We start from the raw sequence: 26,993 nt of genomic DNA on the forward strand, positions 1-26,993 counted from the left end.
ACCGTCTGATCCCGTTTCAAAGCCGCGAAGAGCCTCCAATTAAACGAAAAATCTTGACGGAAGGCCACAATATGTTGCCATATGCCTGCAGGAACGCCGCATATGTTGTTGAGACCACGTCAGATTTTGGCTCCCGTCGTCTTCGCCACGGTATTCGGCTATTTCGGATACCATCTGGTGAATGGCGATCGCGGTCTGCTGGCGATGGCCCATCTGCAGCGCGAAGTGCTGATCGCCGAACAGAACCTCGCCGAAGCCGAAGCCACGCGGAAGATCTGGGAGCGGCGCGTTGCGGCGTTGCGCAACCAGAGCCTTGAGCCCGACATGCTGGACGAGCGCGCGCGGGTCCTTCTGAACTTCGCTCGCAAGGACGACATCATCGTCTTCATGCCGACCCGCTGAATGCCGAGGCGCTGACGATGACAGCTCGATGATGACGCGCTGATCAAGGTTCGCCTCGCGGTCATCTGAAAGAAACTGTCCGGTGCGATCCATCGTTTGAGAACAATCGCTCAATTGCTGCGGCGCACGCGCCGTCAGTCTGTTTTTTCCTGCTAGATCAAACACATCGCCCTCTGCGATGCTATAAGCCGAAGCGCGTTCACGAGGGGACTGCCATGGCGAAGCCGGCCACGAAGCCGAAAGACGAAACTTCTCCCGCCAAGGCGAAGTCGCCGCCCAATCCGGGCGACAACAGCGTGAGCCCCGACGAGCTCAAGACCTATTACCGCGACATGCTTCTGATACGCCGCTTCGAGGAGCGGGCGGGGCAGCTCTACGGCATGGGCCTGATCGGCGGCTTCTGCCACCTCTATATCGGCCAGGAAGCGGTCGTCGTCGGCATGCAGGCCAGCGTCCGCGACAAGGACGCCGTCATCACCTCCTACCGCGACCACGGCCACATGCTGGCCTGCGGCATGGACCCCAAGGGCGTCATGGCCGAGCTGACGGGCCGCAGCGGCGGCTACTCCAAGGGCAAGGGCGGCTCGATGCACATGTTCAGCCGCGAGAAGAGCTTCTACGGCGGCCACGGCATCGTCGGCGCCCAGGTGCCGATCGGCACCGGCCTCGCCTTCGCCCACAAGTACAATGGCGACCAGAACGTCTCGCTGACCTATTTCGGCGACGGCAGCGCCAACCAGGGCCAGGTCTACGAGGCCATGAACATGGCGGCGCTCTGGAAGCTCCCCGTGATCTACATCATCGAGAACAACCGCTACGGCATGGGCACCTCGGTCGAGCGTGCCTCGGCCACGACCGAGCTCTACCGCCACGGCGAATCCTTCGGCATCCCGGGCGAACGGGTCGACGGCATGGACGTGCTGGCGGTGCGGGCGGCCGGCGAGAAGGCCATCGAGCATGCGCGCAGCGGGCAGGGACCGTACATCCTCGAGATGCAGACTTACCGCTATCGCGGCCATTCCATGAGCGATCCGGCCAAGTACCGGACCAAGGAAGAGGTCGACAAGTTCCGCAACGAGCGCGATCCGATCGAGCAGATCCGCAAGCGCCTGATCGACGCCAAGATCGTCGACGAGGCCGCGCTCAAGGCGGTCGATACCGAGATCCGCAAGATCGTGAACGACGCCGCCGAATTCTCGCAGCACAGTCCCGAGCCCGATCCTTCGGAGTTGTGGACCGACATTCTGGTTGAGGCCTGATCCCATGAGCACTCAGGTTCTTATGCCTGCCCTGTCGCCGACCATGACCGAGGGCAAGCTTGCGAAGTGGCACGTCAAGGTTGGCGATGCCGTGAAGTCCGGCCAGGTGATCTGCGAGATCGAGACCGACAAGGCGACGATGGAAGTCGAGGCGGTCGATGAAGGCACGGTCGCCAAGATCCTGATCGAGGAAGGCACCGAAGGCGTCGCGGTAAACACGCCGATCTGTGTGCTGGCCGATGAGGGCGAGAGCGCTGCCGATGTCGAGACGCCGGCGCCCGCCGCCAAGGCCGAGGCACCGAAGGAAGAAGCGCCCAAGGCTGAAGAGAAGCCGAAAGCCGATGCGGCTCCTGCGGTACCAGCCATTGCCGCGCCGGCGCCCGAGCCGGAATGGAAGGGCGGGACGCAGCACATCACCGTGCGCGAGGCGCTGCGCGAAGCGATGGCGGCGGAGATGCGCGCCGACAAGTCGGTGTTCCTGATGGGCGAGGAAGTCGCGCAATACCAGGGCGCCTACAAGGTGAGCCAGGGGCTGCTCGACGAGTTCGGCGAGAAGCGCGTCATCGACACGCCGATCACCGAGCACGGCTTCGCCGGTCTCGGCGTCGGTGCCGCATTCGGCGGCCTGAAGCCGATCGTCGAGTTCATGACCTTCAACTTCGCCATGCAGGCGATCGACCAGATCATCAACTCGGCGGCCAAGACGCACTATATGTCGGGCGGCCAGATGACCTGTCCGATCGTGTTCCGTGGCCCCAACGGCGCCGCCTCGCGCGTCGCCGCCCAGCATTCGCAGTGCTACGCGAGCTGGTACGCCCATGTGCCGGGCCTGCGCGTGCTGGCGCCGTGGAGCGCCGCCGATGCCAAAGGTCTTCTCCGCGCGGCGATCCGCGATCCCAATCCGGTGATCTTCCTCGAGAACGAGATCCTCTACGGCCAGTCGTTCGACGTGCCGGAGGATCCCGACTTCATCCTGCCGATCGGCAAGGCCAAGATCGAGCGCGCCGGCAAGGACGTCACCATCGTTGCCTTCTCGATCATGGTCGGCAAAGCGCTGCAGGCGGCCGAGGAACTGGCCAAGCAGGGTATCGACGCCGAGGTGATCAATCTCCGCTCGCTGCGCCCGTTCGACACCGAGACCATCGTCCAGTCGGTCAAGAAGACCAACCGGCTCGTCTCGGTCGAGGAGGGCTGGCCCTTCGCCGGCATCGGTTCCGAGCTGTCGGCGCTGATGATGGAGCATGCGTTCGACTGGCTCGATGCGCCGGTGAAGCGCGTCGCCGGTCTCGACGTGCCGCTGCCCTATGCGGCGAACCTCGAGAAGATGGCGCTGCCGCAATCGACCCATATCGTCGAGGCCGCCCGCGCGGTCTGCAATCGCTGAGGCGGGAGAGCCGGCATGTCGATCAACATCCTGATGCCCGCGCTGTCGCCCACCATGACGGAGGGCAAGCTCGCCAAGTGGCACGTCAAGGTCGGTGACACGGTCAAGTCCGGCCAGGTGGTCTGCGAGATCGAGACCGACAAGGCCACGATGGAAGTCGAGGCCGTGGACGAGGGCAAGGTCGGCCAGATCCTAGTCGAGGAAGGCACCGAGGGCGTGAAGGTGAACGCCGTCATCGCCGTGCTGCTGGAAGAGGGCGAGAAGGAAGTTGCCCCATCCGCAACACCCGCGGCCGCGCCTGCTGCTGCTGCGCCGGCCGCCAAGGCCGAAGAGAAGCCGGCGGCGCCGGCTCCGGCTGCTGCTCCCGCACCGGCAGCCAAGCCAGCTGCTCAGCCTGCCGCGTCTTCAGGCGGCACCCGCATCTTCGCCTCGCCGCTGGCCAAGCGTATCGCGGCGGAGAAGGGCATCGACCTCGCCGGCATCAAGGGCTCCGGCCCCAACGGCCGCATCGTCAAGGCCGATGTCGAGAACGCCAAGCCGGGCGCTGCTCCGGCAGCCGCGGCTCCCAAGGCCGCGCCGAAGGCCGCTGCTCCGGCGCTGGCCGCCGGCGGCCAGCCGGTGTTCGTGGCACCTGGCGACACGCGCGTGCCGCACACCAGCATCCGCAAGGTCATCGCGCGGCGCATGCTCGAGTCCAAGCAGACCGTGCCGCACTTCTATCTGACGGTGGATTTCGAGATCGACGCACTCCTGACGGCGCGTACGGCGATCAATGCCGTCGTCGAGAAGAAGGGCGCCAAGGTTTCGGTCAACGACATGGTGATCAAGGCCTGCGCCAAGGCGCTGCGCGACCATCCGGAGTGCAACGCCTCCTGGACCGAGGACGAGATGATCCAGTACGGCGCCGTCGACATTTCCGTCGCCGTCGCCACCGATCGCGGCCTCATCACGCCGATCGTGCGCAACGCCGACATGAAGGGCCTGGCGCAGATCTCGATCGAGATGAAGGACCTCGCCAGCCGTGCCAAGAGCGGCAAGCTGAAGCTCGAGGAGTTCCAGGGCGGCGGCTTCACCATCTCCAACCTCGGCATGTTCGGCATCCGCGACTTCGGCGCCATCATCAACACGCCGCAGGCCATGATCCTGGCGGTCGGCGCCGGCGAGGAGCGGGTCGTCGTCCGCAAGGGCGAGATGGTCATCCGCAACATCATGAGCTGCACGCTCGCCGTCGATCACCGCGTGGTCGATGGCGCCCTGGGCGCGCAGTTCCTGCAGACGCTCAAGGCGTATGTCGAGCAACCCGCCGCGATGCTGGCCTAGGAGAGAGACATGGCCGAGACCAGTTTCGATCTCATCGTCGTGGGCGGCGGGCCGGGCGGCTACGTCGCGGCCATTCGCGCAGCCCAGCTCGGCATGAAGACCGCCGTCGTCGAGCGGGAGAACATGGGTGGTATCTGCCTCAACTGGGGCTGCATCCCGACCAAGGCGCTGCTGCGCACCTCGGAAGTCTATGGCCTCATCAAGCACGCCGAGGCCTATGGCCTGTCGGTGAAGGACGTCTCTTACGATCACAAGAAGATCGTGGAGCGTTCGCGCAAGGTCGCGGGCCAGCTCAGCAACGGCGTCAAAGGCCTGATGAAGAAGAACAAGATCACGGTCTTCGACGGCACGGCCAAGCTGGCCGGCGCCGGCAAGCTCGCGGTCGCGATGAACGACAAGACCAACGTGACGCTCGCCTACAAGAACGTGATCCTGGCGACCGGCGCGCGGGCGCGGCAGCTGCCGGGCCTGGAGACCGACGGCAAGCTGGTCTGGAGCTATCGCGAGGCGATGGTGCCGGAGGAAATGCCGAAGTCGCTGCTGGTCATCGGCTCGGGTGCGATCGGCATCGAGTTCGCGAGCTTCTACCGCACCATGGGTGCCGAGGTGACGGTCTGCGAAGTGCTGGACCGTATCCTCCCCGTCGAGGATGCCGAGGTGTCCGCGTTCGCCAAGAGGGCGTTCGAGAAGCAGGGCATGAAGATCCTGACCAGCGCCACCGTGTCGAACCTGAAGAAGGGCGCCAACAACGTCACGGCCACGATCACGGTCGGCGGCAAGGCGCAGGAGATCACGGTCGACCGCGTCATCAGCGCCGTCGGCATCGTCGGTAACGTCGAGAACCTGGGCCTCGAGGGCACCAAGGTGAAGGTCGAGAAGACCCACATCGTGATCGACCAATGGGGCTTCACGGGCGAACCGAACGTCTATGCGCTGGGCGACGTCGCCGGCCCGCCCTGGCTCGCCCACAAGGCGATGCACGAGGGCGTGCTGGTGGTCGAGAAGATCGCGGGCGTGAAGGGCGTGCACCCGATGAAGACCGAGAACATCCCGGGCTGCACCTACTGCCAGCCCCAGGTCGCGAGCATCGGCCTCACCGAAGCGGCGGCCAAGGCCAAGGGGCTGGAACTCAAGGTCGGCAAATTCCCCTTCATCGGTAACGGCAAGGCGATTGCCCTTGGCGAGCCCGAGGGCTTCATCAAGACGATCTTCGACGCCAAGACCGGCGAGCTGCTGGGCGCCCACATGATCGGCGCCGAGGTGACCGAACTGATCCAGGGCTACAGCATCGCCAAGACGCTGGAGACCACCGAGGCCGAGCTGATGGCCACGGTGTTCCCGCATCCCACCCTTTCCGAGATGATGCACGAGTCGGTACTGGCGGCGTACGGCCGGACGCTCCATATCTAGCCGGTCATGGACGGAACCCTCGACAAGCTTTCCCTGAGCCGGGCGGAACGCCACCCGGAGAAGGCCCATCGCCCCGACAACCCGATTCAGCGCAAGCCGGATTGGATCAGGGTGCGTGCGCCGAATTCGCCCGAATATGCCGAGACCAAGCGGCTGATGCGCGAGCTCAAGCTCACGACGGTGTGCGAGGAAGCGGCTTGCCCGAATATCGGCGAGTGCTGGAAGCAGAAGCACGCGACCTTCATGATCATGGGCGAGACCTGCACGCGGGCCTGCGCCTTCTGCAACGTGGCGACCGGCAAGCCTGGCGCGCTCAATCCGCACGAGCCGGCCAACATCGCCGAAGCCGTCGGCAAGCTCGGCCTCGGCCATGTCGTGGTGACGTCGGTCGACCGTGACGACCTGGACGATGGCGGGGCGGGGCACTTCGCCGAGGTGATCACGGCGCTGCACAAGTCGGCGCCGACGACCACGGTCGAGATCCTGACGCCGGACTTCATGCGCAAGCCGGGCGCCATCGAGACGGTGGTCGCGTCGCGGCCCGACGTCTTCAACCACAATCTCGAGACCGTGCCGCGACTCTATCCGACCATCCGGCCGGGCGCCCGCTACTTCACCTCGCTGCGGCTGCTGTCGAGGGTGAAGGAGATCGATCCCGCGATGTTCACGAAGTCCGGCCTGATGGTCGGGCTGGGCGAGACGCGCGAGGAGATCCTGCAGGTGATGGACGATCTGCGCGCCGCGGACGTCGATTTCCTGACGATCGGCCAGTACCTGCAGCCGACGCCCAAGCATGCCGCGCTCGATCGTTTCTGGACGCCGGCCGAGTTCTCGGAACTGGCGCAGATGGCGCGCGCCAAGGGCTTCCTGATGGTCTCGTCCTCGCCGCTGACGCGGTCGAGCTATCACGCGGGCGACGACTTCGCCCGCCTCAAGGCCGCGCGATTGGCGCAACTAGAGCAGCTCAGGGGCTGACCGCTTCTTGCCGATCCGCCACCAGGAACGTCGCGTCGTCCCGTATCAGCCAGCCCAGCTTTTCGCGCTGGTGGCCGACGTGGAGCGCTATCCGGAGTTCCTGCCCTGGTGCTTTGCCGGCCGCATTCGCCGCCGCGAGAGCTTGACGGTCGAGATCGCCGAACTGGCGATCGGCTTCGGCCCTTTCCACGAGAAGTTCGTCTCGCGCGTCGTGCGCGCGCCCGATGATCCGGAAGGCCCGCGCATCGACACGACCGGCATCGAGGGCCCGTTCAAGCTGCTGAAGAGCCGCTGGATATTCAGGCCTCATCCCGAGGGCACGCAGATCGACTTCGAGTTGGAGTTCGATTTCCGCTCGCTGCTCTTGCAGAAGACGGTGCAGCTCCTCTTTGCCGAAGCGGTGCGTCGCATGGTGTCGGCCTTCGAGGCGAGGGCGGCAAAGCTCTACGGGAAGCCGAAGGCGGAAGCGAAGGATCCCTCACTTCGTTCGGGATGACACCGTTTTCTGTTGTGTCATCCCGAACGAAGTGAGGGATCCTTGCTCTATCGCTCCGCCAGCTTGGCCAGCATCGCAAGCGCGGTGATTACCGTGAGGCGGCGGATGGCGTCGCGGTCGCCGGGGAAGATGTGATGCTCGGCGACGGTCTCGAAACCGGCGCGAGCCGCGCCGAAATGGACGAGGCCCACCGGTTTCTCCGCCGAGCCGCCGCCGGGGCCGGCGACACCTGTGACGGAGACCGAGAGCTGTGCGCCGGAGCGGGCGAGGGCGCCCGAGGCCATGGCACGCGCCACTGGCTCGCTCACCGCGCCGTGGCCCAGGATCGCATCCCACGGCACGCCCAGCATCTCGCGCTTGGCCTCGTTGGAATAGGTGACGAAGCCGCGATCCACGACGTCCGAGGAACCGGTGATGGCGGTGAGGGCAGCGGCGATCAGACCGCCGGTGCAGGACTCGGCCGTCACGACCTTGAAGCCGCGCTTGCGGCAGGTGAACAGGACATGCTCCGCGGCTTCCCGCATCTCGTGATCGAACATTCGCCGTTCAGCTCCCTGGCAGTTCTACGGTCGCGATGGCCTGGGCCGCGATGCCTTCGCGGCGGCCGGTGAAACCCAATCCCTCGGTCGTCGTCGCCTTCACGCTGACCCGGTCGGCGGCCACCTCTGCAATCGCGGCGATGCTCCTCACCATGGCGTCACGGTGCGGGCCGACCTTGGGGGCTTCGCAGACGATCGTGACATCGAGGTGAACGATGCGGCCGCCGCGGCCCGTCACGAGATCGACGGCGTGGCGCAGGAAGCGGTCGGACGAGGCGCCCCGCCATTGCGGATCGGAGGGCGGGAAATGCTTGCCGATGTCGCCGGCGCCGATCGTGCCCAGCACGGCATCGGTCAGCGCATGCAGCGCGACATCGGCGTCGGAGTGACCGGCGAGCGTATGGGTGTGCGGGATGGCCACACCGCCCAGCATGACGGCGTTGCCCGGCGCGAAGCCGTGCACGTCGAAGCCGAGGGCGGTGCGGATTTCCATGCGATTGGGGATGAGATCGTCGGCGGTGGTGATCTTGCGGTTATCCTCGCTGCCCGCGACCATGACAACCTTCAGTCCGGCGCGCTCGGCCACGGCCGCGTCGTCGGTGAGGGCGGTCGCTTCCACGGCGCCGAGCGATGCGGCGGCGCGGTGTGCTGCGAGCAACGACGCGAAGCGGAAGACCTGGGGTGTCTGCGCCCGCCACAGGTTCTGGCGCGGTACCGTTTCGGTGACGACATGTTCGTCACCCACGCGCTTCAGCGTATCGGCGAGCGGGATGCCGAGCACGGCGCCGTCGATCCCCTCGGCAGAAGCAGCGGCGAGACAGGCCTCGATGTCGGCCCGCATAACGAAGGGGCGGGCGGCGTCATGGATCGCGACCAGATCCGGCGGATCGGTGGCCAGCGCTTCGAGGCCGTTCAGCACGGATTGCTGCCGGCTGGCGCCGCCCGAAATCGGAGCGGGCAGGCCGAGCCCCTCGGTCGCTGCGGCATAGTGGGCGTCATCGCCCGGACCGATCACGACCAGAATGCGGCCGATGCCAAGGGTGGCCTGGAAGGTCATGACAGTTCGGCGAAGGACGGGCTGGCCATCCAAAAGCGCATATTGCTTAGGCAGTGGGCCGCCGAAGCGGCTCCCACGGCCAGCCGCGACGATCAGGGCGGTACAAGTGAGCACGGACCCTAGATAACACTGGCTTCGGGGGATGCGCACTCACGACCCTTGCGCCTGCCCCCCGGACCCGCTATTGCTCGATTAAATATTGTGCACTGCACAAGATGCCTAATAACTGAACAAAGAATGCAAAACGCACACCGCCTCAAACCTGTCGATATCGGTCCCGTCCGCATCGAGGACCCGGTCATCCTGGCGCCGCTGTCGGGTGTCAGCGACATGCCCTTCCGCCAGATGGTGAAGCGGCGTGGGGCAGGGCTCGTCGTCTCCGAGATGATCGCATCCGCCGCGATGGTCCGCGAGAACCGCAAGACACTGATGATGGCCAAGACCACGCCGGAAGAGTTCCCGATGTCGGTGCAGCTCGCCGGCTGCGAGCCCGAGGTGATGGCCGAGGCGGCGAAGCTCAACGAGGATCGCGGAGCGGCGATCATTGATATCAACTTCGGCTGCCCGGTGAAGAAGGTCGTGAACGGCCATGCCGGCTCCTCGCTGATGCGCGACGAGGTGCATGCCGCGAAGATTCTCGAGGCGACGGTCAAGGCCGTGAAGCTGCCGGTCACGCTTAAGATGCGCACCGGCTGGGACTCGATCAACCGCAATGCGCCGAACCTGGCGCGCATCGCCGAGCAGTGCGGCATCAGGATGCTGACGGTGCACGGCCGCACGCGCTGCGATTTCTACGAAGGCCATGCCGACTGGGCCTTCATCCGCACCGTGAAGGAAGCGACCAGGCTGCCGGTGATCGCCAACGGTGACATCAACACGCTCGAAGACGTCGACCAGGCGCTCGAACAATCGGGCGCGGACGGCATCATGATCGGCCGCGGCGCCTATGGCCGCCCTTGGTTCCTCAACCAGGCGATCCGCTATCTGCGTACCGGCGAGCGCGTGCCCGATCCGACGCTTGCCGAGCAGTACGCGGCGGTGCGGACGCATTTCGAGGCGATGCTCGAGCATTACGGAATCGAGACCGGTGTGCGCATGGCCCGCAAGCATCTCGGCTGGTACTCCAAGGGCCTGCCCGCCTCGGCGGATTTCCGGGCGGCGTTGAATCGCGAGACCGATGCCGGAAAGGTGCGCAGCATGCTGGCCTCGTTCTTCCTGCCGGCCGTCGAGCGGCAGGCCGCCTGATGTCCGTGCGTCCTCTCAAGCGAAACGGCATGAGCGATCAGTTCCCGACAGCACTCCTCGATTCGCTTTCGGAAGCGATCATCGTCGTCGAGGCGAACGGCCTGATCCACTACGCCAATCTCTCGGCCGAGCAGTTCTTCGGCGTCGGCCGGGCACGCCTGGTCGGCCATCCGCTGAGTGAATTCATTCCCGAGGACACGCCGCTCTTCTCGCTGCTGGAGCAGGTGCTGACGACCGGCGGAGCGGTTGCCGAGAACGGTGTGACGCTCGCCTCGCCGCGTATCGGCACACGCTTCTGCGCGCTCCGCCTCTCGCCGATCGTCGACAGCGACGGACTGGTCGCCGTCTCGCTGGTCGAGCAGACCATTGCCCGCAGCATCGACCGGCAACTCTCGCACCGCAGCGCCGCCCGCTCGGTGAGTGCGCTGGCCGCCATGCTGGCGCACGAGGTGAAGAACCCGCTGTCGGGCATCCGCGGCGCCGCTCAGCTTCTCGAACAGTCGGTGCCGGATTCCGAACGCGAGCTGACCGAGTTGATCTGCGAGGAGACCGACCGCATCGTGGCGCTGGTCGACCGCATGGAGGCCTTCGCCGACGGCCGCCCGATCGAGCGCGGGCCGATCAACATCCACCAGGTCCTGAATCATGTCCGCCGCCTGTCGCAGAACGGCTTCGGCAAGGGTGTGCGCTTCGTCGAAACCTACGATCCGTCGCTGCCCGACGTGCATGGGGACCGCGACCAGCTCATCCAGGTGTTCCTGAACCTGGTGAAGAACGCCTGCGAGGTCCCGGGCGACGTCGACCGTGAGATCGAACTGTCGACCGCCTACAGGCACGGCCTGCGGCTGGCGGTGCCGGGCCAGCAGACCAGGGTCAACCTGCCGCTGGTCGTTTCGGTGCGGGACAACGGTCGGGGCGTCTCGGACGAGATCCGCAGCCATCTCTTCGACGCCTTCGTGACGAACAAGCCTACCGGAACTGGCCTGGGTCTTGCTTTAGTCGCCAAGATCATCAACGACCATGGCGGTGCGATCGAGTTCGATAGCGAGCCGGGCCGCACGTCATTCAGGATCATGTTGCCTCTGCAGTTCCCACAGGCCGCGCCATGAGCGTCGCCAGCACTATTCTCGTCGCCGACGACGACCGCGCCATCCGCACCGTCCTGCACCAGGCCCTCGGCCGGCAGGGGCACACGGTCCGCAGCACCGGCACCGCTTCCACGCTCTGGCAATGGGTCCAGGAAGGGGAGGGCCAGCTCGTCATCACCGACGTGGTGATGCCGGACGAGAACGGCCTCGACCTGGTGCCGCGCATCCGCAAGCTGCGGCCCGACCTGCGCATCATCGTCATGAGCGCGCAGTCGACCCTGCTCACGGCCGTCCGCGCGACCGAGCGCGGCGCGTTCGAATACCTGCCCAAGCCGTTCGACCTGAACGAGCTGATCTCGGTCGTGAACCGAGCTCTGTCGGCGCCGGCCACGTCGGTGCAGCGGGCGGCGACGCTGCCGGAAGAGGGTGAGCGCCTGCCGCTGATCGGCCGGTCGCCGGCGATGCAGGAAATCTACCGCACGCTCGCGCGCCTGATGTCGACCGACCTCACCGTCATGGTCACCGGCGAGTCGGGGGCGGGCAAGGAATTGGTCGCGCGCGCGCTGCACGATTACGGCAAGCGCCGGAAGGGCCCGTTCATCGCGCTCAACATGGCCGCGATCCCGCGCGAGCTGATCGAGAGCGAGCTGTTCGGCCACGAGCGCGGCGCCTTCACCGGCGCGGTGCAGCGCTCGGCCGGCAAGTTCGAGCAGGCCTCCGGCGGCACGCTGTTCCTCGACGAGATCGGCGACATGCCGCCCGAGGCCCAGACCCGTCTGCTGCGCGTGCTGCAGGAAGGCGAATACATGACGGTCGGCGGTCGCACGCCGATCAAGGCCAACGTGCGTATCGTGGCGGCGACCCATCGCGACCTGCGCCGCCAGATCCAGCAGGGCCTGTTCCGCGAGGATCTGTTCTACCGCCTCAATGTCGTGCCGATTCGCCTGCCGCCGCTGCGCGAGCGGCTCGACGACATTCCCGAACTGGCCAACCACTATCTCCAGGCCGCCACCGCCGACGGATTGCCGACCAAGGTCCTGTCGCCCGAAGCGATGGCGCGGCTGAAGCAGCATCGCTGGCCAGGCAACGTGCGCGAGCTCGTGAATCTGGTCCGCCGCCTGTCGGCGCTCTATTCCGAGGAGATCATCGGCGTCGAGACGATCGAGACCGAGCTCGCGGATGCGGTCTCGGCGATCGATCACGGGCCGCCGTCGTCGGAGCTGGGCGAGGACATCTCGCTGGCCGACGCCGTCGACCGTCACCTGCAGTCGCTGTTCGCCGCGCACGGCGACCGGCTGCCGCCCGACGGCATGTACGATCGTGTCATTTCCGAGGTCGAGCGGCCGTTGCTCGCCCTGGCGCTGGGGGCCACCCGCGGGAATCAGTTGCGTGCGGCCCGCCTCCTGGGGCTCAATCGCAACACGTTGCGCAAGAAAATAAAGGACCTCGACGTCCCCGTGGTTCGCACGCCGCAGGTTCGCCGAGGCGGGTGATTTTTTGACAGCTGCGCTGGGCGTTTCACGCTTGGGCGACAAGATGAGCAGGGTGCTTCGCAGCCTCAGTGGCCGCGTCGCCGCCATCTCGTTGGCTATTCTCGCCATGGTCGCCGGCGGGGCGACCTATGCCTGGCTGGCCGGCTTCGTGCCGGAATCGTTCGGCACACGCGGCTGGATGACGGGCCTGCTGGTGGCCGACCTGGTCATCGCGATCGCCCTGGTCTCCGTCCTCGCCGTCCGCCTGACCCAGCTCTGGCTCGACCGGCGGCGCGGTGCGGCGGGCTCGCGCCTGCACATGCGGCTGGTGCTGGTCTGCAGCGTCTTCACCATCACGCCGACCGTCATCGTCACCATCATCCTGTCGATGCTGGTGATCAGCCTCACCGACTTCGTGGTGAAACCCTCGCAGGCTTCCTACGAGGCGGCGCGCGCCATCGGCGAGCCGGTGCGGCGGGCGCGCGAACAGGAGATCCTGAACGACATCGAGGCGATCTCCGCGCCGCTGCAGGCCGAGGGCGTGGACGCCGTGCGCGATCCGGCTGCGACCAAGGCCATGCTGGACCGCCTGATCGAAGGGCGACCGATCATCGAGGCCACCCTGCTCGACGCCGACAAGGGCGTGATCGCCCAGGCGAAGGCGCCCGATGCCAAGGGCATGCCCAACCCGGTGCCGCCCGCGCAGTTCCTCTGGCAGGCGGTCAACCAGGCGCGTCCCGTGCAGTTCGAATCGCCGGACGGCGCTTACTTCGTGATGCAGCTTTTCGTCGGCGAGCCGCTGTTCCTCGCAACCGGCCATGCCGTCGACCTCCGGGTCGTCGACTACATCAAGAGCATCGAGTTCGCCGGCTCGTTCTATTCCCAGATCGAATCGGCGCTGCGGCGCAGCCAGCTCATCATCTTCGTGGTCTGCGGCGCCATCGCCTTCCTGATGCTTCTGGCCGCGGTCTGGCTCGCCATCCTGTTCGCGACGCGCCTGACCGAGCCGATCGGCGGGCTGATGCAGGCGGCCGAGCGGGTGCGCGGCGGCGATCTCAGTGCGCGCGTGGAGGAGGGACCGCCCAACGACGAGCTGGGGCAGCTCGCCCGATCCTTCAACCGCATGGCCAGCCAGATCGAGCAGCAGCGCGGCGAGCTGGTCCACGCCAATACCGAGCTCGACACCCGCCGCCGCCTCACCGATGCGGTGCTGGCGGGCGTCTCGGCCGGCGTGCTGAGCGTCGACGGCGAGGGCATCGTCATGCGCTCGAACCGCTCGGCGCTGACCCTGCTGGCCCTGCCCGAGGACGGCGTGCTGGGACGGCCGCTGATCGCGGTCATGCCGGAACTCAAGCCGCTGGTCGCGCAGGCGGCGGAAAGGCCGGATCGGATGACCCAGGGCCAGGTCGAGATCCTGCAGCGCGGCTCGCGGCAGATCCTGCTGGTCCGCATCAGCGCGGCGTCGGGTGCCGGCTACGTCGTCACCTTCGACGACGTCACCGACCTCATGTCGGCGCAGCGCATGGCGGCCTGGGGCGACGTCGCCCGCCGCATTGCCCACGAGATCAAGAATCCGCTGACGCCCATCCAGCTCTCGGCCGAGCGCCTGAAGCGCCGCTACCTGAAGCAGATCAAGGAGGATCCGGAGACCTTCACGATGTGCACCGAGACGATCATCCGGCAGGTCGGCGACATCGGCCGCATGGTCGACGAATTCTCCTCCTTCGCCCGCATGCCGCGGCCGACGGTGAAGGAGGAGGATGCGAAGGAGATGTGCCAGCAGGCGCTGTTCCTGCAACGCAACGGTAATCCCGAGATTCGCTACATCTCGAACCTGCCCAGCCATCCGGTGCCGCTCGACTGCGACCGCCGCCAGGTCTCGCAGGTGCTGACCAACATCCTGAAGAACTCGGCCGAGGCGATCGAGGGCAGGGACGAGAGACCGGACACACCATTGCCACAGGGCGAGATCACGCTGACTTTGCGGGAGGACGGCGCCGGGCTGAAGATCGTCGTCGAGGACAATGGCCGTGGGTTGCCGAAGGAAGGGCGCGAGCGCTTGACCGAGCCGTACATGACGACGCGCAGCAAGGGCACGGGCCTGGGACTCGCGATCGTCAAGAAGATCATGGAGGACCATGGCGGCTTCCTCTCCCTGGAGGATCGCGAGGGTGGCGGCGCACGCATCAGTCTGGTATTCCGGCGGGACGCGAAGGAAATCGCGTCGGCTCCACCGCAAGTGACGGCCGCACAATGACCCGCGTTCCATGCGGGCTGCTTGAGTGACATGGCCCACGATATTCTGATCGTCGACGACGAACGCGATATCTGCACGCTGATCGCCGGCATCCTCGAGGACGAGGGCCACACCGCGCGCCGTGCCCACAACAGCACCGAAGCGATCGATGCCGTGCGGCAGCGTCGGCCGGCTTTGGTCATTCTCGACGTCTGGCTGCAGGGCAGCGAGCTCGACGGGCTGCAAATCCTCGAGGTCATCCGCCGCGAGGATCCGCCGATCCCCGTGGTGATGATCAGCGGCCACGGCACGATCGATACCGCGGTGTCGGCGATCAAGACCGGCGCCTACGATTTCGTCGAGAAGCCCTTCAAGGCCGATCGCCTGCTCCTCGTCGTGGACCGCGCCATCGAGGCCGACCGGTTGAAGCGCGAGAACGTGGTGCTGCGCCGGCGTGCCGGCGGCGAGGTGACCTTCGTCGGCTCCTCGAGCGATGCCGGCAACGTGCGTACGCAGATCGAGCGCGTGGCGCCGACCGGCAGCCGTGTCCTCATCACCGGTGCCTCCGGCTCGGGCAAGGAAACGACGGCGCGGCTGATCCACCAGGGATCGAAGCGGGCCGACGGTCCATTTGTCATCGTCAATTGCTCGACGCTTCCCGCCGAGCGGCTGGAGATCGAATTGTTCGGCACCGACGGCGACACCGACGCCGATGCGCTGCGCGTGTCCGGCGCCTTCGAGATGGCGCATGGCGGCACGCTGCTCCTCAAGGAAGTGGCCGACCTGCCGCTGGCGCTGCAGGGCCGGCTGGCGCGCGTGCTGCAGGAGCAGTCCTATGCCCGCGATGGCGGCAAGACCAAGGTCGAGATCGATGTACGCGTGCTGGCGACCACGGCGCGCGATCTCCAGGAGGAGATCGCCGGCGGCCGCTTCCGAGAGGACCTGTTCCATCGCCTCAACGTGGTGGGCCTGCGTGTGCCGCCGCTCAGCGAGCGCCGCGAGGACATTCCCGAGCTGGCGCTCGACCTGCTGAAGCGCGTGGCCGACGCGACCGGACTTCCGTCTCGCTCGATCGGCGAGGATACACAGGCGGCCCTCCAGGGCCATGACTGGCCGGGCAACGTGCGCCAGCTGCGCAACGTCATCGAGCGGCTGCTGATCCTGGCGCCGGCCGGCGGCGCGCCGATCCGCGCCGACGTGCTGCCCAACGACGTCAGCGAGGACGCTCCGTCTGTGCTGCGCTGGGAGAAGGGCGGCGAAATCATGCAGCTGCCACTGCGCGAGGCGCGCGAGGTGTTCGAGCGCGAGTACCTGCTGGCCCAGGTGACGCGCTTCGGCGGCAATATTTCACGGACGGCGACCTTCGTCGGCATGGAGCGCTCGGCCTTGCATCGCAAGCTGAAGTCGCTCGGCCTGCACGGGGGGGCGCCCGAGGGCGGCGGCGCCGAGCAGCCGGTCTAGAGGGGAGAGGGCGTCATGGCGCGTTATGCCTATGTCAACGGTCGCTACGTCGAGCATCGCGAGGCCAGCGTCCATATCGAGGATCGCGGCTACCAGCTGGCCGACGGCGTCTACGAGGTCGTGGGCGTGCGCGACGGCAAGCTGATCGACGAGAAGCCGCATATCGACAGGCTCGATCGCTCGCTGAAGGAACTGCGCATCGACTGGCCGGTGTCGCGCAACACGCTGGGCTTCATCATCCGCGAGCTGATGCGCAAGAACCGCCTGCGCGACGGGCTGGTCTACATGCAGGTGACTCGCGGCGTCTCGCGCCGTGACCACGGCTTCCCGACCACCCCGGTGAAGCCCGCTCTCGTCATGACGACGAAGGCCACCAAGCATATCGTCGCCGACCCCGGCGCCGGCGTCGCCGTGAAGAGCATGCCCGACATCCGCTGGGAGCGTTGCGACATCAAGACGGTCGCCCTTCTGCCCAACGTGCTGGCCAAGCAGGCCGCCCGCGAGGCCGGCGCCTACGAGGCCTGGCTGGTCGACGGGCAGGGCTGCGTCACCGAGGGCGCATCGACCAACGCCTGGATCGTGACCGACGACGGCGAGCTGGTGACGCGCCAGACCGACAACGGCATCCTCTCCGGCATCACGCGGCACACGCTGAAGTCGATCTGCAACTCGCTGCAGCTCAAGCTGGTCGAGCGGCCGTTCACGGTGGAGGAGGCGAAGAAGGCGAAGGAAGCCTTCATCACCAGCGCCACCTCGTTCGTGACGCCGGTGGTGAAGATCGACGGCGACAAGGTGGGCGACGGCAAGGTCGGCGCGACGGCCCGGCGCCTGCGCGAGGAATATGTCCGCTTCTCGGAGGCGGGAGAGGCCGTGACGTGAGCCTGCCCGCCGGGCTGAAGCCACCTCGCGCCGTCCTGTTCGACTGGGACAACACGCTGGTCAACACCTGGCCGACCATCGTGGAGTGCTACCGCGACACCTTCACGGCGCTGGGCCAGACACCTTGGACTGCAACCGAAGTGCAGGACCGCGCCCATGGCTCGTTGCGCGAGGTTTTCCCCACCCTGTTCGGCCCGCGCGCCGCGGAGGCGGAGAAGGTCTTCTACGACACTTTCCATCGCATCCACCTGGAGCGCCTTGAGGCGTTGGACGGAGCGGCCGACCTGCTGGCGCACTGCCATGGCAAAGGCTGCTATGTCGCGATCGTGAGCAACAAGGTTGGGGATAATCTCCGGGCCGAGGTCGCCCATCTCGGCTGGGGCAAGTGGGTGGCGCGGGCCGTCGGTGCACGGGACGCTGCTCGCGACAAACCCGCACCGGATCCGATCTACCTGGCCCTCGACGGCACGGGAATTGCCCCGGATGACAATGTGTGGATGGTCGGCGACACGCCTGCCGATCTTAAGTCCGCACATGCGGCGGGTTGTCTGCCGGTTCTCGTGGGTGGTGCGGAGCAATTGACTGCAGCCCTTCTGGAGCATCCGCCGCGACTGAGAGTGCGTAATTGTCACGAGTTGGTGGCATTGCTTTGAGACGAACCTCACCTATATTCGAGGCAACTCGGTAGCGGGGAGGGACCCCGTACCTTCTAAACCGGTGACCCCCTTGGAAGCCGGCCGCCCAGCAAGAGGCCAAAAAATATGAGCGAAAAGGCACAGAACGTTCAGGACGTCTTCCTGAACCATCTTCGGAAGAACAAGACCCCGGTCACGATCTTCCTCGTGAACGGCGTGAAGCTGCAGGGCATCGTCACGTGGTTCGACAATTTCTCGGTGCTGCTGCGCCGCGACGGACATTCGCAGCTTGTCTACAAGCATGCGATCTCGACGATAATGCCGGTCACGCCGGTGCAGCTGTTCGACGGGGACAAGGCCGACGCAGGCTGATTTGATCGACGAATTCGAGCTCGACGACTCCGAAAAGCGCATCCGCAAGCCGCTGGACACCGTGCGACCCGCAACGGTGGCCGCGGTCCTGTGTCCGTACGAGCCGCGCCTGCGCGGTCGCAGCGAACGCGACAGCCAGGCCAAGCTCGAGGAGGCGGTGGGTCTTGCCCGCGCGATCGACCTCGACGTGCGGCTGGCGCAGGTCGCGCCATTGCGGCAGGTCACGCCCGCGACGCTGATCGGCAAGGGCGTCGTCGCGCGCATCGCCGCCTCGGTCGGGGAGCTGGGCATCGGCCTGGTCGTCGTCGACGACAGGCTGACGCCGGTGCAGCAGCGAAATCTCGAGAAGGCCTGGCAGACCAAGGTCATCGACCGTACCGGCTTGATCCTCGAGATCTTCGGCGCCCGCGCCCGAACCCACGAAGGACGGCTGCAGGTCGAACTGGCCGCGCTCGACTACCAGCGCGGCCGCCTCGTCCGGTCCTGGACCCATCTCGAGCGCCAGCGCGGCGGCTTCGGCTTCATGGGCGGTCCCGGCGAATCGCAGATCGAGATCGACCGCCGCCTGATCGGCGAGCGCATCGTGCGGATCAAGCGCGACCTCGACAACGTACGCAAGACGCGCGCGGTGAATCGTGCTGGCCGCAAGAAGGCCCGGCTGCCGACGGTGGCGCTGGTTGGCTATACCAACGCCGGCAAGTCGACGCTGTTCAACCGGCTCTCCGGCGCCGAGGTCATGGCCAAGGACCTGCTGTTCGCCACGCTCGACCCGACCATGCGGTCGATCAAGCTGCCCAACGGCAAGGGCTGCGTGCTGTCCGACACGGTGGGCTTCGTCTCCGACCTGCCGACGCACCTGGTCGCGGCTTTCCGTGCGACCCTGGAGGAGGTCATCGAGGCCGACCTGATCGTGCATGTGCGCGACGTCTCCCATCCCGACACCGAGCAGCAGCGCGCCGACGTCGAGGACGTGCTGCGTGAGCTGGGTGCCCTGGAAGAAGGGTCGGGGCGACCGTTCATCGAGGCGCTGAACAAGGTCGATGCCTTGCCCGAGGATGTACGGCAGGTGCTGCAGACGCGGACCGCCACCGGCGCCGAGCGGGCGCGGCAATATCCTGTGTCGGCGCTGACGGGCGAGGGAGTCGACCAGCTCATGGACGCCATCGCCGCGCTCCTGGGGGCCGCCGGCGAGGCCCGCGAGGTCTCCGTGCCGCTGACCGATGGCGCCACGATCGCCTGGCTCTACCGCCACGGCGAGGTTCGCAGCCGTCGCGACGAGGGCGAAACCGCCTGGCTGACGGTGGCATTGGACGACGAGGCCGCCGCCCAGTTCGAGCGGCGCCAGCAGGCTCGTTGACACCCGGCGGGCGCCCTTCCTATAAGCGCCCAAACGTCGAAACGCCCACCACCAAGACGAAGGAAAAGACCATGGGTTTCAAGCCCTTGCACGACCGCCTGCTGCTGAAGCCGGTAACCGCCGAGACCCGCACCAAGGGCGGCCTGATCATTCCCGACACGGCCCAGGAAAAGCCGATGCAGGGCAAGGTCGTTGCGGTCGGCAAGGGCCGCCGCCTCGAGGACGGCCGCCTGCAGGAGCTGGGCGTGAAGGTCGGCGACACGGTGATCTACGGCAAGTGGTCCGGCACCGAGGTGAAGCTCGGCGGCGAGGATCATGTGATCCTGAAGGAAGAGGATATCTTCGGCGTCGTCGGCTGAGGCCGATGCTCGATTTCGGCGGCTCGCAGCGGATCGTCGATCTCATGCGCGAGACGGCGGCAGCCGAGCTGCTGCCGCGTTTCCGCAATCTCTCCAAGGACGATGTCCGCCAGAAGCGGCCGGGCGACATCGTCACCGTGGCCGACGTCGCGGCCGAGCAGCGCCTGGCCTCCGGCCTGGCGAAGATCCTGCCGGGCGTCCCGGTGGTGGGTGAGGAGGCCGTCGAGAAGGATCCGAGCCTTCTCGACCTGATCGCCCGCCCGGGCGAGTCCTGCTGGATCGTCGACCCACTCGACGGCACCGCGAACTTCGCCGCGGGCCGGGACCGTTTCGCCATCATCGTCTGCCTGGTGCAGGACACGGCGGCGATCGCCGGCTGGATCCTCGACGTGCCGCGCGACCGCATGGCCGTGACGCACAAAGGGGGCGGGGTGACGTTCGACGGCGCCGCCATTCGCGGCGAGCCGACAACGGAGCCGCTGACGGGCTTCGTCGGCTACAAGGTCGCGAAGGCCTTCGACGAGCAGCTCAGCAAGGAGCAGCGGGAGCGGTTCGCTCACATCTCGACCATGCGGTGCGCCGGCGCAGAATACCTGGAAATCCTCTCCGGTCGCGCACATTTCAGCCTCTATCGCACGACCAAGCCGTGGGATCACGCGGCCGGCACGCTGATGATGCGTGAAGCCGGCGGCGGCGCCATCCAGTTCGGCGGCGCGCCTTACGGACCCGCCCAGCCGCTCAACGCCGGCCTGATTGCAGCCTCGACCGCCGAGGCGCTGGCGGAGGCACGATCGGCGCTCGAAGCGTCGAAAATGCCGCTGCTGGCGCAGCGCACTTAAGGTATCGGTGTCATCCAGAGCGTAGCGAAGGATCCTTAAGCAGCACCGACCAAGGATCCCTCGCTGCGCTCGGGATGACACAGCCTAAGATCGAAGCTCAAGCCCGCGTCTTGGCTTCCTGCCAGAGGGTTTCCATCTCCTCGAGGCTGGCTTCGGCGGGCTTTCGGCCGGCCTCGGCCAGACGGCGTTCGATGTAGCGGAAGCGCTTCTCGAACTTGTCGTTGGTGGCCCTCAGCGCCACCTCCGGGTCGACCTTGCAGTGGCGAGCGAGGTTGGCGACAGCGAACAAGACATCGCCAAGTTCGTCGGCGACCTTCTCCTGCTCGACCTTTCCGGCCTCCAGTTCAGCCCGCAGCTCTCCCAGCTCTTCTTCGATCTTGTCGATGACCGGACCGATCGAGCCCCAGTCGAAGCCGACCCGGGCGGCGCGCTTCTGGATCTTCTCGGCGCGCATCAGGGCGGGAAGGGCGCGCGCCACGCCGTCCAAAGCCCCGACCGGTGCCGTCTCCTTGGCCTTGGCGGCCCGTTCGGCCGCCTTGCGGGCCTCCCAGGAGACGGTCTGGGCATCGGCGGTCTTGATGTCGAGGTCGCCGAAGACGTGCGGATGGCGGTCGACCATCTTGTCGGCGATAGCCGCCGCCACGTCGTCGAAGCCGAACGCCTTGGCCTCGCTGGCGATCTGGGAATGGTAGACGACCTGCAGCAGCAGGTCGCCGAGCTCTTCCTTGAGCGCGGGCATGTCGTCGCGCTCGATGGCGTCGGCGACCTCGTAGGCTTCCTCGATCGTGTACGGCGCGATGGTCCGGAAGGTCTGGTCGATATCCCAGGGGCAACCATGCTGCCGGTCGCGCAGCCAAGCCATGACCGCCAGCAGCCGCTGGAGGGGTTCGCGGGGTAAGGATTCAGGAGTGGGCTTCTGGGACATATGTCCTCTATAACACAGATCCAAATTATCGTATAATATATATTATGGAAAATATTATATAAATATCAGTTACAGAGGATTACCAGGAAATCCTCATATTCTGGGTGATCAACGCCAGCAGCTGCAGGCCGCGGCTCGCCTCGTTGGCCGGCATGCCCAGAGTCACCAGGATGCCGACCTTCGGGTTGCCGGGATTGGGCACCACGAGGTCGAACACGGTGCGTGGGCCGCTGTCGTTCGACCCTTTCGGCACGTTCTCGTAGACGATGACGAAGCTGCCGTCGCTCAGCTTGCGGGCCTGGGCCTGAACGCCGGGGCGCCGGGCCTTCATGGAGCCGGCCTTGGTGGCGGCGTAGTGCTCGGCGTCCTTCACGCCCTCGTAGGCGAAGTCGACCCGCCAGACGATCAGCCGGATGCGCTTGTCGAGCGTATAGGCGACGCCCCGCTCCTGGTCCTCGCTGGCCTGCCAGCCCATGGGCAGCAGCAGCTCGACCTTGACCGAGTCGAAGCGCAGCCGGACCGCCTGTTGCGCCGGGTCGACGCCCAGGACGCGCGTGAAGCTTTGGGTGGTGCCGCCGCCGACACTCTGCTCGCCGCGGGTAAAGCTGGAGCCGTTGTCGGGCGTGCCGAAGTCCCGGAACGTAAGCCCGCCGGTCTCGAGCCGATCGGCCGCCAGTACCGCAAATGGGGTCGAAAACGACACCAAACCGGCCACGACGGCCGCCGACAGGAACATCCGGCGTCCGGACTCGTTTTGTCTACGCTGATTGTTCAGATGAGATTGTCCGGATATCCATCTGATTTTCATGATATTTCCGGCCTTTTAAAGGTCGATCTGGAGACCGTCGAAGCACGGCGTTACATGGGCCGGCGTCGTCCGGTCGACTTCCGCATAGTCCATATCGACATGGAGGTTGGTCAAGAAGGCCCGCTTGGGCTTCAGCCGATCTATCCACTGCAGCGCCCGGTCGAGATGGGCGTGCGTGGGGTGCGGCCGGTAACGCATGGCGTCGACGATGAGCACCTCGACGCCCTCCAGCGCCACAAGCGATTCCTCGGGCAGCATGACCACGTCGTTGGCATAGCCGACGGCCCCGAAGCGGAAGCCTAGCGACTTGATGGTGCCGTGATCCTGCAGGAACGGCACGACCGGCAGGCCGGCGGCCTCGAACGGTCCCGAGATCACCGAATGGCGGTAGATCGGATTGTAGAAGCCGTTGCCCTCGGCGTGGAAGCAGTAGCCGAAGCGTCGGCTGAGCACGCCGTAGGTCCGCTCGTCCGACCAGGATTCGATCTGGCCATGGCGCAGCGCATAGGGCCGCAGGTCGTCGATCCCGTGGCACTGGTCGGCATGGTCGTGGGTCCAGATCACGGCGTCGACCCGCTCGACCTCGGCCGCGAGGAGCTGGCTGCGGAGGTCGGGCGAGGTGTCGACCAGCACGGTCTTGCCCCGGTCCTGGACCAGAATCGAACAGCGGCTGCGGCGATTGCGGGGGTCGCTGGGATCGGCAGCCCCCCACTCGCCCTTGCCGCCCGGTCCGCCGGCCCGGGGAACGCCCGCCGAGGTCCCGCAGCCCAGGATCGTCACCCGCACCGGGAACGCTCCGCCTTGGTGAACAGCCGGAAGAAATTGTCGGTCGTCACGGCCTCCAGCTCGGCCAGGCTCACGCCCTTCAGCTCGGCGACCTTGGCGGCCGTGTGCGCGACATAGGCCGGCTCGTTGGTCTTGCCGCGCTTGGGGATCGGCGCCAGGTACGGCGAGTCGGTCTCGACCAGTAGCCGGTCGAGCGGCAGGTCGCGCACGATGGTGCGCAACTCCTCGGCGGCCTTGAAGGTCACGATGCCCGAGATCGAGATGTAGAGGCCCAGCGCTAGCGCCCGCTCGGCGACGGCGCGGCCGGAGCTGAAACAGTGGATCAGGCCGGGGAAGGCGCCCTTCCCGTATTCGTCCTCCAGGATGTCGCCGGTCTCGGCATCGGCATCGCGCGTATGGACGATCAACGGCAGGCCGGTCTGGCGCGAGGCCGCGATATGGGCGCGGAAGCTCTCGGCCTGCTCCTCGCGCGGGCTGTGCTCGTAATAGAAATCAAGCCCGGTCTCGCCGATGCCCACGACCTTGGGATGCCGCGTGGCCTCGATCAGCCGGTCGGGGGTGCGCTGGCCCTCTTCCTTGGCCTCGTGCGGATGAACGCCGACCGAGCACCAGACATTGTCATGGCGCTCGGCAATCGCCCTCACCCGCTCGAACTGGTCGAGCCGCGTGCCGATCGTCAGCATGCCGCCGACCCCGGCCGTGCGGGCACGCGCCAGCACGCCGCTCTCGTCCGTCGTCAGCTCCGGAAAGTCGAGATGGCAGTGGCTGTCGATCAGCATGTCAGCTCGCGACTTTCGGCTGCTTGGGCGCCTTGGGCTGCTTCGGCGGCTTGGCCGGTGCAGCGGCCGGCGCCGGCTCGACGAAGCGCGGGAACACGCCCTGCGGCGGCGGCAGCGCGGTACCGGAGACCAACTCCTCGTCGAAGGCCGCGTAGCGCCGCTTCTCCGGCGGCACCGTGAGCTGATCGAGGATCCTGGCCGTCGACTCCGGCATGAAGGGCTGCACCAGCAAGGTTACCCGCCGGATCGTCTCGGCCAGCACCCACAGGACCGTGTCGCGCCGCACCGGGTCGGTCTTGGCCAGTGCCCAGGGGGCCTGCGCGTCGACATAGCGGTTGGCGTCGGCGATCACTTCCCAGATCGCCGTCAGCGCCTTGTGGAAGGCCTGCTCGTCGAGTTCGGCGCGCACGATGGCCAGCAGGCCCTTCGCACGATCGAGCAACGCCGTGTCGGCTTCGACCAATTCACCCTTGGGCGGAACCTTCTCGCCGCAATTCTTGGCGACGATCGACAGGACCCTCTGGCAGAGATTGCCATAGGCATTGGCGAGGTCGGCGTTCATGCGGCCGATCAGGGCGCGGCGCTGGAAGTCGCCATCGTTGCCGAACGGCACTTCGCGCAGCAGGAAGTAGCGCACCTGGTCGACGCCGAATTCCTTGGTCACCGCCACGGGATCGATCGCATTGCCCAGCGACTTGGAGATCTTCTGGCCTTCGGTCGTCCACCAGCCCGACGCGAAGACGCGCTTGGGCGCGGCGACGCCGGCCGACAGCAGGAACGCCGGCCAGAACACGCAGTGGAAGCGGATGATGTCCTTGCCGACCACATGGACGTCGGCCGGCCAGAAGCGCCACAGCGGATTGCTCTCGTCCGGGTAGCCCACCTCGGTGATGTAGTTGGTGAGCGCGTCCAGCCAGACGTACATGATGTGCTTCTCGTCGCCCGGCACCGGGATGCCCCAGGAGAAGCTGGTGCGCGAGACGGAGAGGTCCTGCAGGCCACCCTTCACGAAGCTGATGACCTCGTTGCGACGGCTCTCCGGCGCGATGAAGCGCGGGTTCTTCTCGTAGAACTCCAGCAGCCGATCGGTCCAGGCCGACAGCTTGAAGAAGTAGGACGGCTCCTCGACCCACTCGACCTCGTTGTTCACCGGGCCTGCGCGGCGCTTGCCGTCGGGACCGACCGTGGTCTCGTCCTCGGCATAGAACGCCTCGTCGCGCACCGAATACCAGCCGGCATACTTGCCGAGATAGATGTCGCCCGAGGCGACCAGCTTCTCCCACAGCGCCTGGCAGGAGGCGTAGTGGCGCGGCTCGGTCGTGCGGATGAAGCCGTCCGGCGAATAGTTCATCACGCCGATCAGGTCGCGGAACGACTGGCTCACCTTGTCGGTGAAGGCCTGCGGCGTCATTCCGGCTGCGGCTGCCGCCTTCTCGACCTTCTGGCCGTGCTCATCGGTACCGGTGAGGAAATGGACGTCGTAGCCATCGAGACGCTTGAAACGCGCAAGCACATCGCAGGCGAGCGTCGCATAGGCATGCCCGATGTGGGGCACGTCGTTGACGTAGTAGATCGGCGTGGTGACGTAATAGGTGCTGTTGCCCGACATGATACTGAACTCCGAACGGCCGCCCCTTCCGGGGCACGAGACTCAAGCGCGTTCAGCCCCGCATTCGTTCGCAGGGCAGCGAGTCTCTGATGTCGGACCGGGGCAACATGGCCGATCTTTTCTCACGCCTAACCCTGTGGATCAAGGCTCGGGACCATGGGGCGCGGTTCAGCGGGTCGCCGATTGCAGCTTCAGGAAGCTGCCCATGACGGTCTGTTTACGGTCGAGATTGACGGCGTCGGCCCGCGAAAAGAGGAATGCCACCTGTTCTGCCGCCTCCATCCAGCGCTCGAGGCTCGTGGCGGCCAGCAACCGCGTCTGCAGCCCGCTCTCCATCGGCACGACGGGTGCAGCTTCCGTCGTGAGCGCGGCCTGGCGCATCAGCCCCTTCAGCCAGCCATCGAACAGGTAGTTCAGCGAACGCCAGTCGGCGTTGGCCTCCTCGCCGCGCTTGGCGAAGCGTTCGGCGAAGGCGTGCAGCCGCGGCATGTCGAGATCGGGCAGGGTCGCCAGCACCTCGACCATCTCGCGATAGAGATCCAGGCTGCCCGCGCCCGCCAGCTCCAGGGCGCGGCCGATGCTGCCTTCGGCGAGGCGGGAGAGCGCCCTTCTCTCCTCATCCTTCGTCTCGGGCGCATAGTCGCCCAGCAGCTTCACGACCGTGTCGTCCTTCAGCGGCTGCAGCGCGAGGCGCCGGCAGCGCGAGCGGATGGTCGGCAGCAGCCGGCCCGGCGCGTGCGAGACGATCAGCAGCACCGCGTTGGGCGGCGGCTCCTCGAGGATCTTCAACACCGCGTTGGCGCTGTTGCGGTTCATCTCGTCGGCCGAGTCGACGATGGCGATGCGCCACTTCCCCATCGCCGGCGTCATGTGCATGAAGCCGCCCAGCCCACGCACGTCGTCGACGGCGATCTCGGCGCGGATGCGGCCGGTATCGTGGTTGAGCGCGCGGCGCAGATGGAACAGGTCGGGATGCGAGCGCGCATCGATCAGGTGGCGACCCGGCGCATCGGCCGGCACGTCGAGAGATTCCGGTCCGCCGCCGAACAGGCCACCCTGGTCCTGGCCCGCCAGCAGGAAACGCGCGAAGCGCCAGGCGAGCGTCGCCTTGCCGATGCCGCGCGGTCCCGTCAGTAGCCAGGCATGATGCAGCCGGCCGCTCTGCTGCGCCGCCAGCATCGTCCGCTCGGCCTGCTCATGTCCGACCAGGCGGTTGTTCCGCCACGGCGGCGGCCAGCCATACGGCCATTCGAGCTTCTCGATCTCGGCCGGATCGGACGGCGTCTTGCCGCGCGCCACGG

At 66.6% G+C, this 26,993-nt stretch carries 26 protein-coding genes; 18 read left to right on the forward strand and 8 right to left on the reverse strand.

Annotated elements, in window-relative coordinates; translation table 11 throughout:
- Positions 1–102: 102 nt before the first annotated feature.
- The 7 genes from AC1ROX_RS07915 to AC1ROX_RS07945 all read left to right on the forward strand — a co-directional run bounded on the left by AC1ROX_RS07915 (position 103) and on the right by AC1ROX_RS07945 (position 7,246).
- Positions 103–402: an FtsB family cell division protein gene (locus AC1ROX_RS07915; RefSeq protein WP_493124140.1), complete on the forward strand. Its 300-nt coding sequence runs from the start codon at positions 103–105 to the stop codon at positions 400–402.
- Positions 403–617: 215 nt separating this feature from the next.
- Positions 618–1,661 carry a pyruvate dehydrogenase (acetyl-transferring) E1 component subunit alpha gene (gene pdhA / locus AC1ROX_RS07920; protein WP_493124142.1) on the forward strand — a complete coding sequence of 348 codons (1,044 nt, stop codon included), beginning with the start codon at positions 618–620 and terminating at the stop codon, positions 1,659–1,661.
- Between the two features lie 4 nt (positions 1,662–1,665).
- The gene (locus AC1ROX_RS07925) at positions 1,666–3,045 is read left to right on the forward strand and encodes a pyruvate dehydrogenase complex E1 component subunit beta (protein WP_493124144.1); all 1,380 of its coding nucleotides are present in this window, start codon (positions 1,666–1,668) and stop codon (positions 3,043–3,045) included.
- 15 nt (positions 3,046–3,060) lie between these two features.
- On the forward strand, positions 3,061–4,365 hold the full coding sequence (locus tag AC1ROX_RS07930) for a pyruvate dehydrogenase complex dihydrolipoamide acetyltransferase (protein ID WP_493124146.1): 1,305 nt from the start codon (positions 3,061–3,063) through the stop codon (positions 4,363–4,365).
- A gap of 9 nt (positions 4,366–4,374) precedes the next feature.
- The gene (gene lpdA / locus AC1ROX_RS07935) at positions 4,375–5,775 is read left to right on the forward strand and encodes a dihydrolipoyl dehydrogenase (protein ID WP_493124148.1); all 1,401 of its coding nucleotides are present in this window, start codon (positions 4,375–4,377) and stop codon (positions 5,773–5,775) included.
- Between the two features lie 6 nt (positions 5,776–5,781).
- Positions 5,782–6,750 carry a lipoyl synthase gene (gene lipA / locus AC1ROX_RS07940; RefSeq protein WP_493124150.1) on the forward strand — a complete coding sequence of 323 codons (969 nt, stop codon included), beginning with the start codon at positions 5,782–5,784 and terminating at the stop codon, positions 6,748–6,750.
- Positions 6,751–6,757: 7 nt separating this feature from the next.
- Complete coding sequence (locus tag AC1ROX_RS07945) at positions 6,758–7,246, forward strand: type II toxin-antitoxin system RatA family toxin (RefSeq protein WP_493124152.1); 489 nt, start codon at positions 6,758–6,760, stop codon at positions 7,244–7,246.
- A gap of 47 nt (positions 7,247–7,293) precedes the next feature.
- Here the strand turns inward: AC1ROX_RS07945 and AC1ROX_RS07950 are convergent, their stop codons facing one another.
- Both AC1ROX_RS07950 and AC1ROX_RS07955 read right to left on the reverse strand, forming a co-directional pair.
- Positions 7,294–7,785 carry a CinA family protein gene (locus AC1ROX_RS07950; RefSeq protein ID WP_493124154.1) on the reverse strand — a complete coding sequence of 164 codons (492 nt, stop codon included), beginning with the start codon at positions 7,783–7,785 and terminating at the stop codon, positions 7,294–7,296.
- 7 nt (positions 7,786–7,792) lie between these two features.
- A complete protein-coding gene (locus tag AC1ROX_RS07955) occupies positions 7,793–8,992 on the reverse strand; it encodes a bifunctional 2-C-methyl-D-erythritol 4-phosphate cytidylyltransferase/2-C-methyl-D-erythritol 2,4-cyclodiphosphate synthase (RefSeq protein ID WP_493124156.1) in 1,200 nt (399 codons plus the stop codon).
- An 87-nt stretch (positions 8,993–9,079) separates the two neighbouring features.
- On the opposite strand from AC1ROX_RS07955, the gene dusB reads away from it, so the two are divergent.
- From dusB to AC1ROX_RS08010, 11 genes are all read left to right on the forward strand, one after another.
- Positions 9,080–10,087, forward strand: a complete 1,008-nt coding sequence (dusB, locus tag AC1ROX_RS07960) for a tRNA dihydrouridine synthase DusB (RefSeq protein WP_493124158.1) — start codon at positions 9,080–9,082, stop codon at positions 10,085–10,087.
- Positions 10,088–10,116: 29 nt separating this feature from the next.
- Positions 10,117–11,196 carry a two-component system sensor histidine kinase NtrB gene (locus AC1ROX_RS07965; RefSeq protein ID WP_493124159.1) on the forward strand — a complete coding sequence of 360 codons (1,080 nt, stop codon included), beginning with the start codon at positions 10,117–10,119 and terminating at the stop codon, positions 11,194–11,196.
- Complete coding sequence (gene ntrC / locus AC1ROX_RS07970) at positions 11,193–12,668, forward strand: nitrogen regulation protein NR(I) (protein ID WP_493124161.1); 1,476 nt, start codon at positions 11,193–11,195, stop codon at positions 12,666–12,668. The genes AC1ROX_RS07965 and ntrC overlap by 4 nt, the downstream gene beginning before the upstream one ends.
- Positions 12,669–12,711: 43 nt before the next feature.
- Positions 12,712–14,904 carry a sensor histidine kinase gene (locus AC1ROX_RS07975; RefSeq protein WP_493124163.1) on the forward strand — a complete coding sequence of 731 codons (2,193 nt, stop codon included), beginning with the start codon at positions 12,712–12,714 and terminating at the stop codon, positions 14,902–14,904.
- A 30-nt stretch (positions 14,905–14,934) separates the two neighbouring features.
- Positions 14,935–16,344, forward strand: coding sequence for a nitrogen assimilation response regulator NtrX (ntrX, locus tag AC1ROX_RS07980; RefSeq protein WP_493124165.1), 1,410 nt, complete (start codon positions 14,935–14,937; stop codon positions 16,342–16,344).
- A gap of 15 nt (positions 16,345–16,359) precedes the next feature.
- Positions 16,360–17,223: a D-amino-acid transaminase gene (gene dat, locus AC1ROX_RS07985; RefSeq protein ID WP_493124167.1), complete on the forward strand. Its 864-nt coding sequence runs from the start codon at positions 16,360–16,362 to the stop codon at positions 17,221–17,223.
- Positions 17,220–17,876, forward strand: a complete 657-nt coding sequence (locus AC1ROX_RS07990) for an HAD family hydrolase (protein WP_493124169.1) — start codon at positions 17,220–17,222, stop codon at positions 17,874–17,876. Before dat ends, AC1ROX_RS07990 begins: the two co-directional genes overlap by 4 nt.
- A 108-nt stretch (positions 17,877–17,984) precedes the next feature.
- On the forward strand, positions 17,985–18,230 hold the full coding sequence (gene hfq / locus AC1ROX_RS07995; RefSeq protein ID WP_068189217.1) for an RNA chaperone Hfq: 246 nt from the start codon (positions 17,985–17,987) through the stop codon (positions 18,228–18,230).
- 40 nt (positions 18,231–18,270) lie between these two features.
- Positions 18,271–19,587: a GTPase HflX gene (gene hflX / locus AC1ROX_RS08000; protein WP_493124519.1), complete on the forward strand. Its 1,317-nt coding sequence runs from the start codon at positions 18,271–18,273 to the stop codon at positions 19,585–19,587.
- Between the two features lie 71 nt (positions 19,588–19,658).
- Complete coding sequence (locus tag AC1ROX_RS08005) at positions 19,659–19,946, forward strand: co-chaperone GroES (RefSeq protein ID WP_493124171.1); 288 nt, start codon at positions 19,659–19,661, stop codon at positions 19,944–19,946.
- 5 nt (positions 19,947–19,951) lie between these two features.
- Positions 19,952–20,785, forward strand: coding sequence for an inositol monophosphatase family protein (locus AC1ROX_RS08010; protein ID WP_493124173.1), 834 nt, complete (start codon positions 19,952–19,954; stop codon positions 20,783–20,785).
- 97 nt (positions 20,786–20,882) lie between these two features.
- Here AC1ROX_RS08010 and mazG read toward each other — a convergent pair whose 3' ends face one another.
- The 6 genes from mazG to AC1ROX_RS08040 all read right to left on the reverse strand — a co-directional run bounded on the left by mazG (position 20,883) and on the right by AC1ROX_RS08040 (position 26,991).
- On the reverse strand, positions 20,883–21,710 hold the full coding sequence (gene mazG / locus AC1ROX_RS08015; RefSeq protein ID WP_493124175.1) for a nucleoside triphosphate pyrophosphohydrolase: 828 nt from the start codon (positions 21,708–21,710) through the stop codon (positions 20,883–20,885).
- Positions 21,711–21,789: 79 nt separating this feature from the next.
- Positions 21,790–22,446, reverse strand: coding sequence for a hypothetical protein (locus AC1ROX_RS08020; RefSeq protein WP_493124177.1), 657 nt, complete (start codon positions 22,444–22,446; stop codon positions 21,790–21,792).
- A gap of 87 nt (positions 22,447–22,533) precedes the next feature.
- Positions 22,534–23,304 (reverse strand): MBL fold metallo-hydrolase, encoded by a 771-nt coding sequence (locus tag AC1ROX_RS08025; protein ID WP_493124179.1) that lies wholly within the window; start codon positions 23,302–23,304, stop codon positions 22,534–22,536.
- Positions 23,295–24,083 (reverse strand): TatD family hydrolase, encoded by a 789-nt coding sequence (locus AC1ROX_RS08030; protein WP_493124181.1) that lies wholly within the window; start codon positions 24,081–24,083, stop codon positions 23,295–23,297. Before AC1ROX_RS08030 ends, AC1ROX_RS08025 begins: the two co-directional genes overlap by 10 nt.
- A 1-nt stretch (position 24,084) precedes the next feature.
- A complete protein-coding gene (metG, locus tag AC1ROX_RS08035) occupies positions 24,085–25,692 on the reverse strand; it encodes a methionine--tRNA ligase (RefSeq protein ID WP_493124183.1) in 1,608 nt (535 codons plus the stop codon).
- Positions 25,693–25,860: 168 nt separating this feature from the next.
- Positions 25,861–26,991: a DNA polymerase III subunit delta' gene (locus AC1ROX_RS08040; RefSeq protein ID WP_493124185.1), complete on the reverse strand. Its 1,131-nt coding sequence runs from the start codon at positions 26,989–26,991 to the stop codon at positions 25,861–25,863.
- Positions 26,992–26,993: the final 2 nt, after the last annotated feature.

This window comes from Reyranella sp. GW821-FHT14A01 (assembly GCF_058803965.1).

Bases quoted from the DNA above. Each gene is read 5' to 3' on its own strand.
- AC1ROX_RS07950 (WP_493124154.1), bottom strand. From the start codon at position 7,785: ATGTTCGATCACGAGATGCGGGAAGCCGCGGAGCATGTCCTGTTCACC.
- AC1ROX_RS08010 (WP_493124173.1), top strand. From the start codon at position 19,952: ATGCTCGATTTCGGCGGCTCGCAGCGGATCGTCGATCTCATGCGCGAG.
- AC1ROX_RS08020 (WP_493124177.1), bottom strand. From the start codon at position 22,446: ATGTTCCTGTCGGCGGCCGTCGTGGCCGGTTTGGTGTCGTTTTCGACC.
- AC1ROX_RS07915 (WP_493124140.1), top strand. From the start codon at position 103: ATGTTGTTGAGACCACGTCAGATTTTGGCTCCCGTCGTCTTCGCCACG.
- AC1ROX_RS07975 (WP_493124163.1), top strand. From the start codon at position 12,712: ATGAGCAGGGTGCTTCGCAGCCTCAGTGGCCGCGTCGCCGCCATCTCG.
- metG (WP_493124183.1), bottom strand. From the start codon at position 25,692: ATGTCGGGCAACAGCACCTATTACGTCACCACGCCGATCTACTACGTC.
- hfq (WP_068189217.1), top strand. From the start codon at position 17,985: ATGAGCGAAAAGGCACAGAACGTTCAGGACGTCTTCCTGAACCATCTT.
- mazG (WP_493124175.1), bottom strand. From the start codon at position 21,710: ATGTCCCAGAAGCCCACTCCTGAATCCTTACCCCGCGAACCCCTCCAG.
- lpdA (WP_493124148.1), top strand. From the start codon at position 4,375: ATGGCCGAGACCAGTTTCGATCTCATCGTCGTGGGCGGCGGGCCGGGC.
- dat (WP_493124167.1), top strand. From the start codon at position 16,360: ATGGCGCGTTATGCCTATGTCAACGGTCGCTACGTCGAGCATCGCGAG.
- AC1ROX_RS07930 (WP_493124146.1), top strand. From the start codon at position 3,061: ATGTCGATCAACATCCTGATGCCCGCGCTGTCGCCCACCATGACGGAG.
- lipA (WP_493124150.1), top strand. From the start codon at position 5,782: ATGGACGGAACCCTCGACAAGCTTTCCCTGAGCCGGGCGGAACGCCAC.
- AC1ROX_RS07925 (WP_493124144.1), top strand. From the start codon at position 1,666: ATGAGCACTCAGGTTCTTATGCCTGCCCTGTCGCCGACCATGACCGAG.
- ntrC (WP_493124161.1), top strand. From the start codon at position 11,193: ATGAGCGTCGCCAGCACTATTCTCGTCGCCGACGACGACCGCGCCATC.
- AC1ROX_RS07965 (WP_493124159.1), top strand. From the start codon at position 10,117: ATGAGCGATCAGTTCCCGACAGCACTCCTCGATTCGCTTTCGGAAGCG.
- AC1ROX_RS08030 (WP_493124181.1), bottom strand. From the start codon at position 24,083: ATGCTGATCGACAGCCACTGCCATCTCGACTTTCCGGAGCTGACGACG.
- AC1ROX_RS08005 (WP_493124171.1), top strand. From the start codon at position 19,659: ATGGGTTTCAAGCCCTTGCACGACCGCCTGCTGCTGAAGCCGGTAACC.
- ntrX (WP_493124165.1), top strand. From the start codon at position 14,935: ATGGCCCACGATATTCTGATCGTCGACGACGAACGCGATATCTGCACG.
- pdhA (WP_493124142.1), top strand. From the start codon at position 618: ATGGCGAAGCCGGCCACGAAGCCGAAAGACGAAACTTCTCCCGCCAAG.
- dusB (WP_493124158.1), top strand. From the start codon at position 9,080: ATGCAAAACGCACACCGCCTCAAACCTGTCGATATCGGTCCCGTCCGC.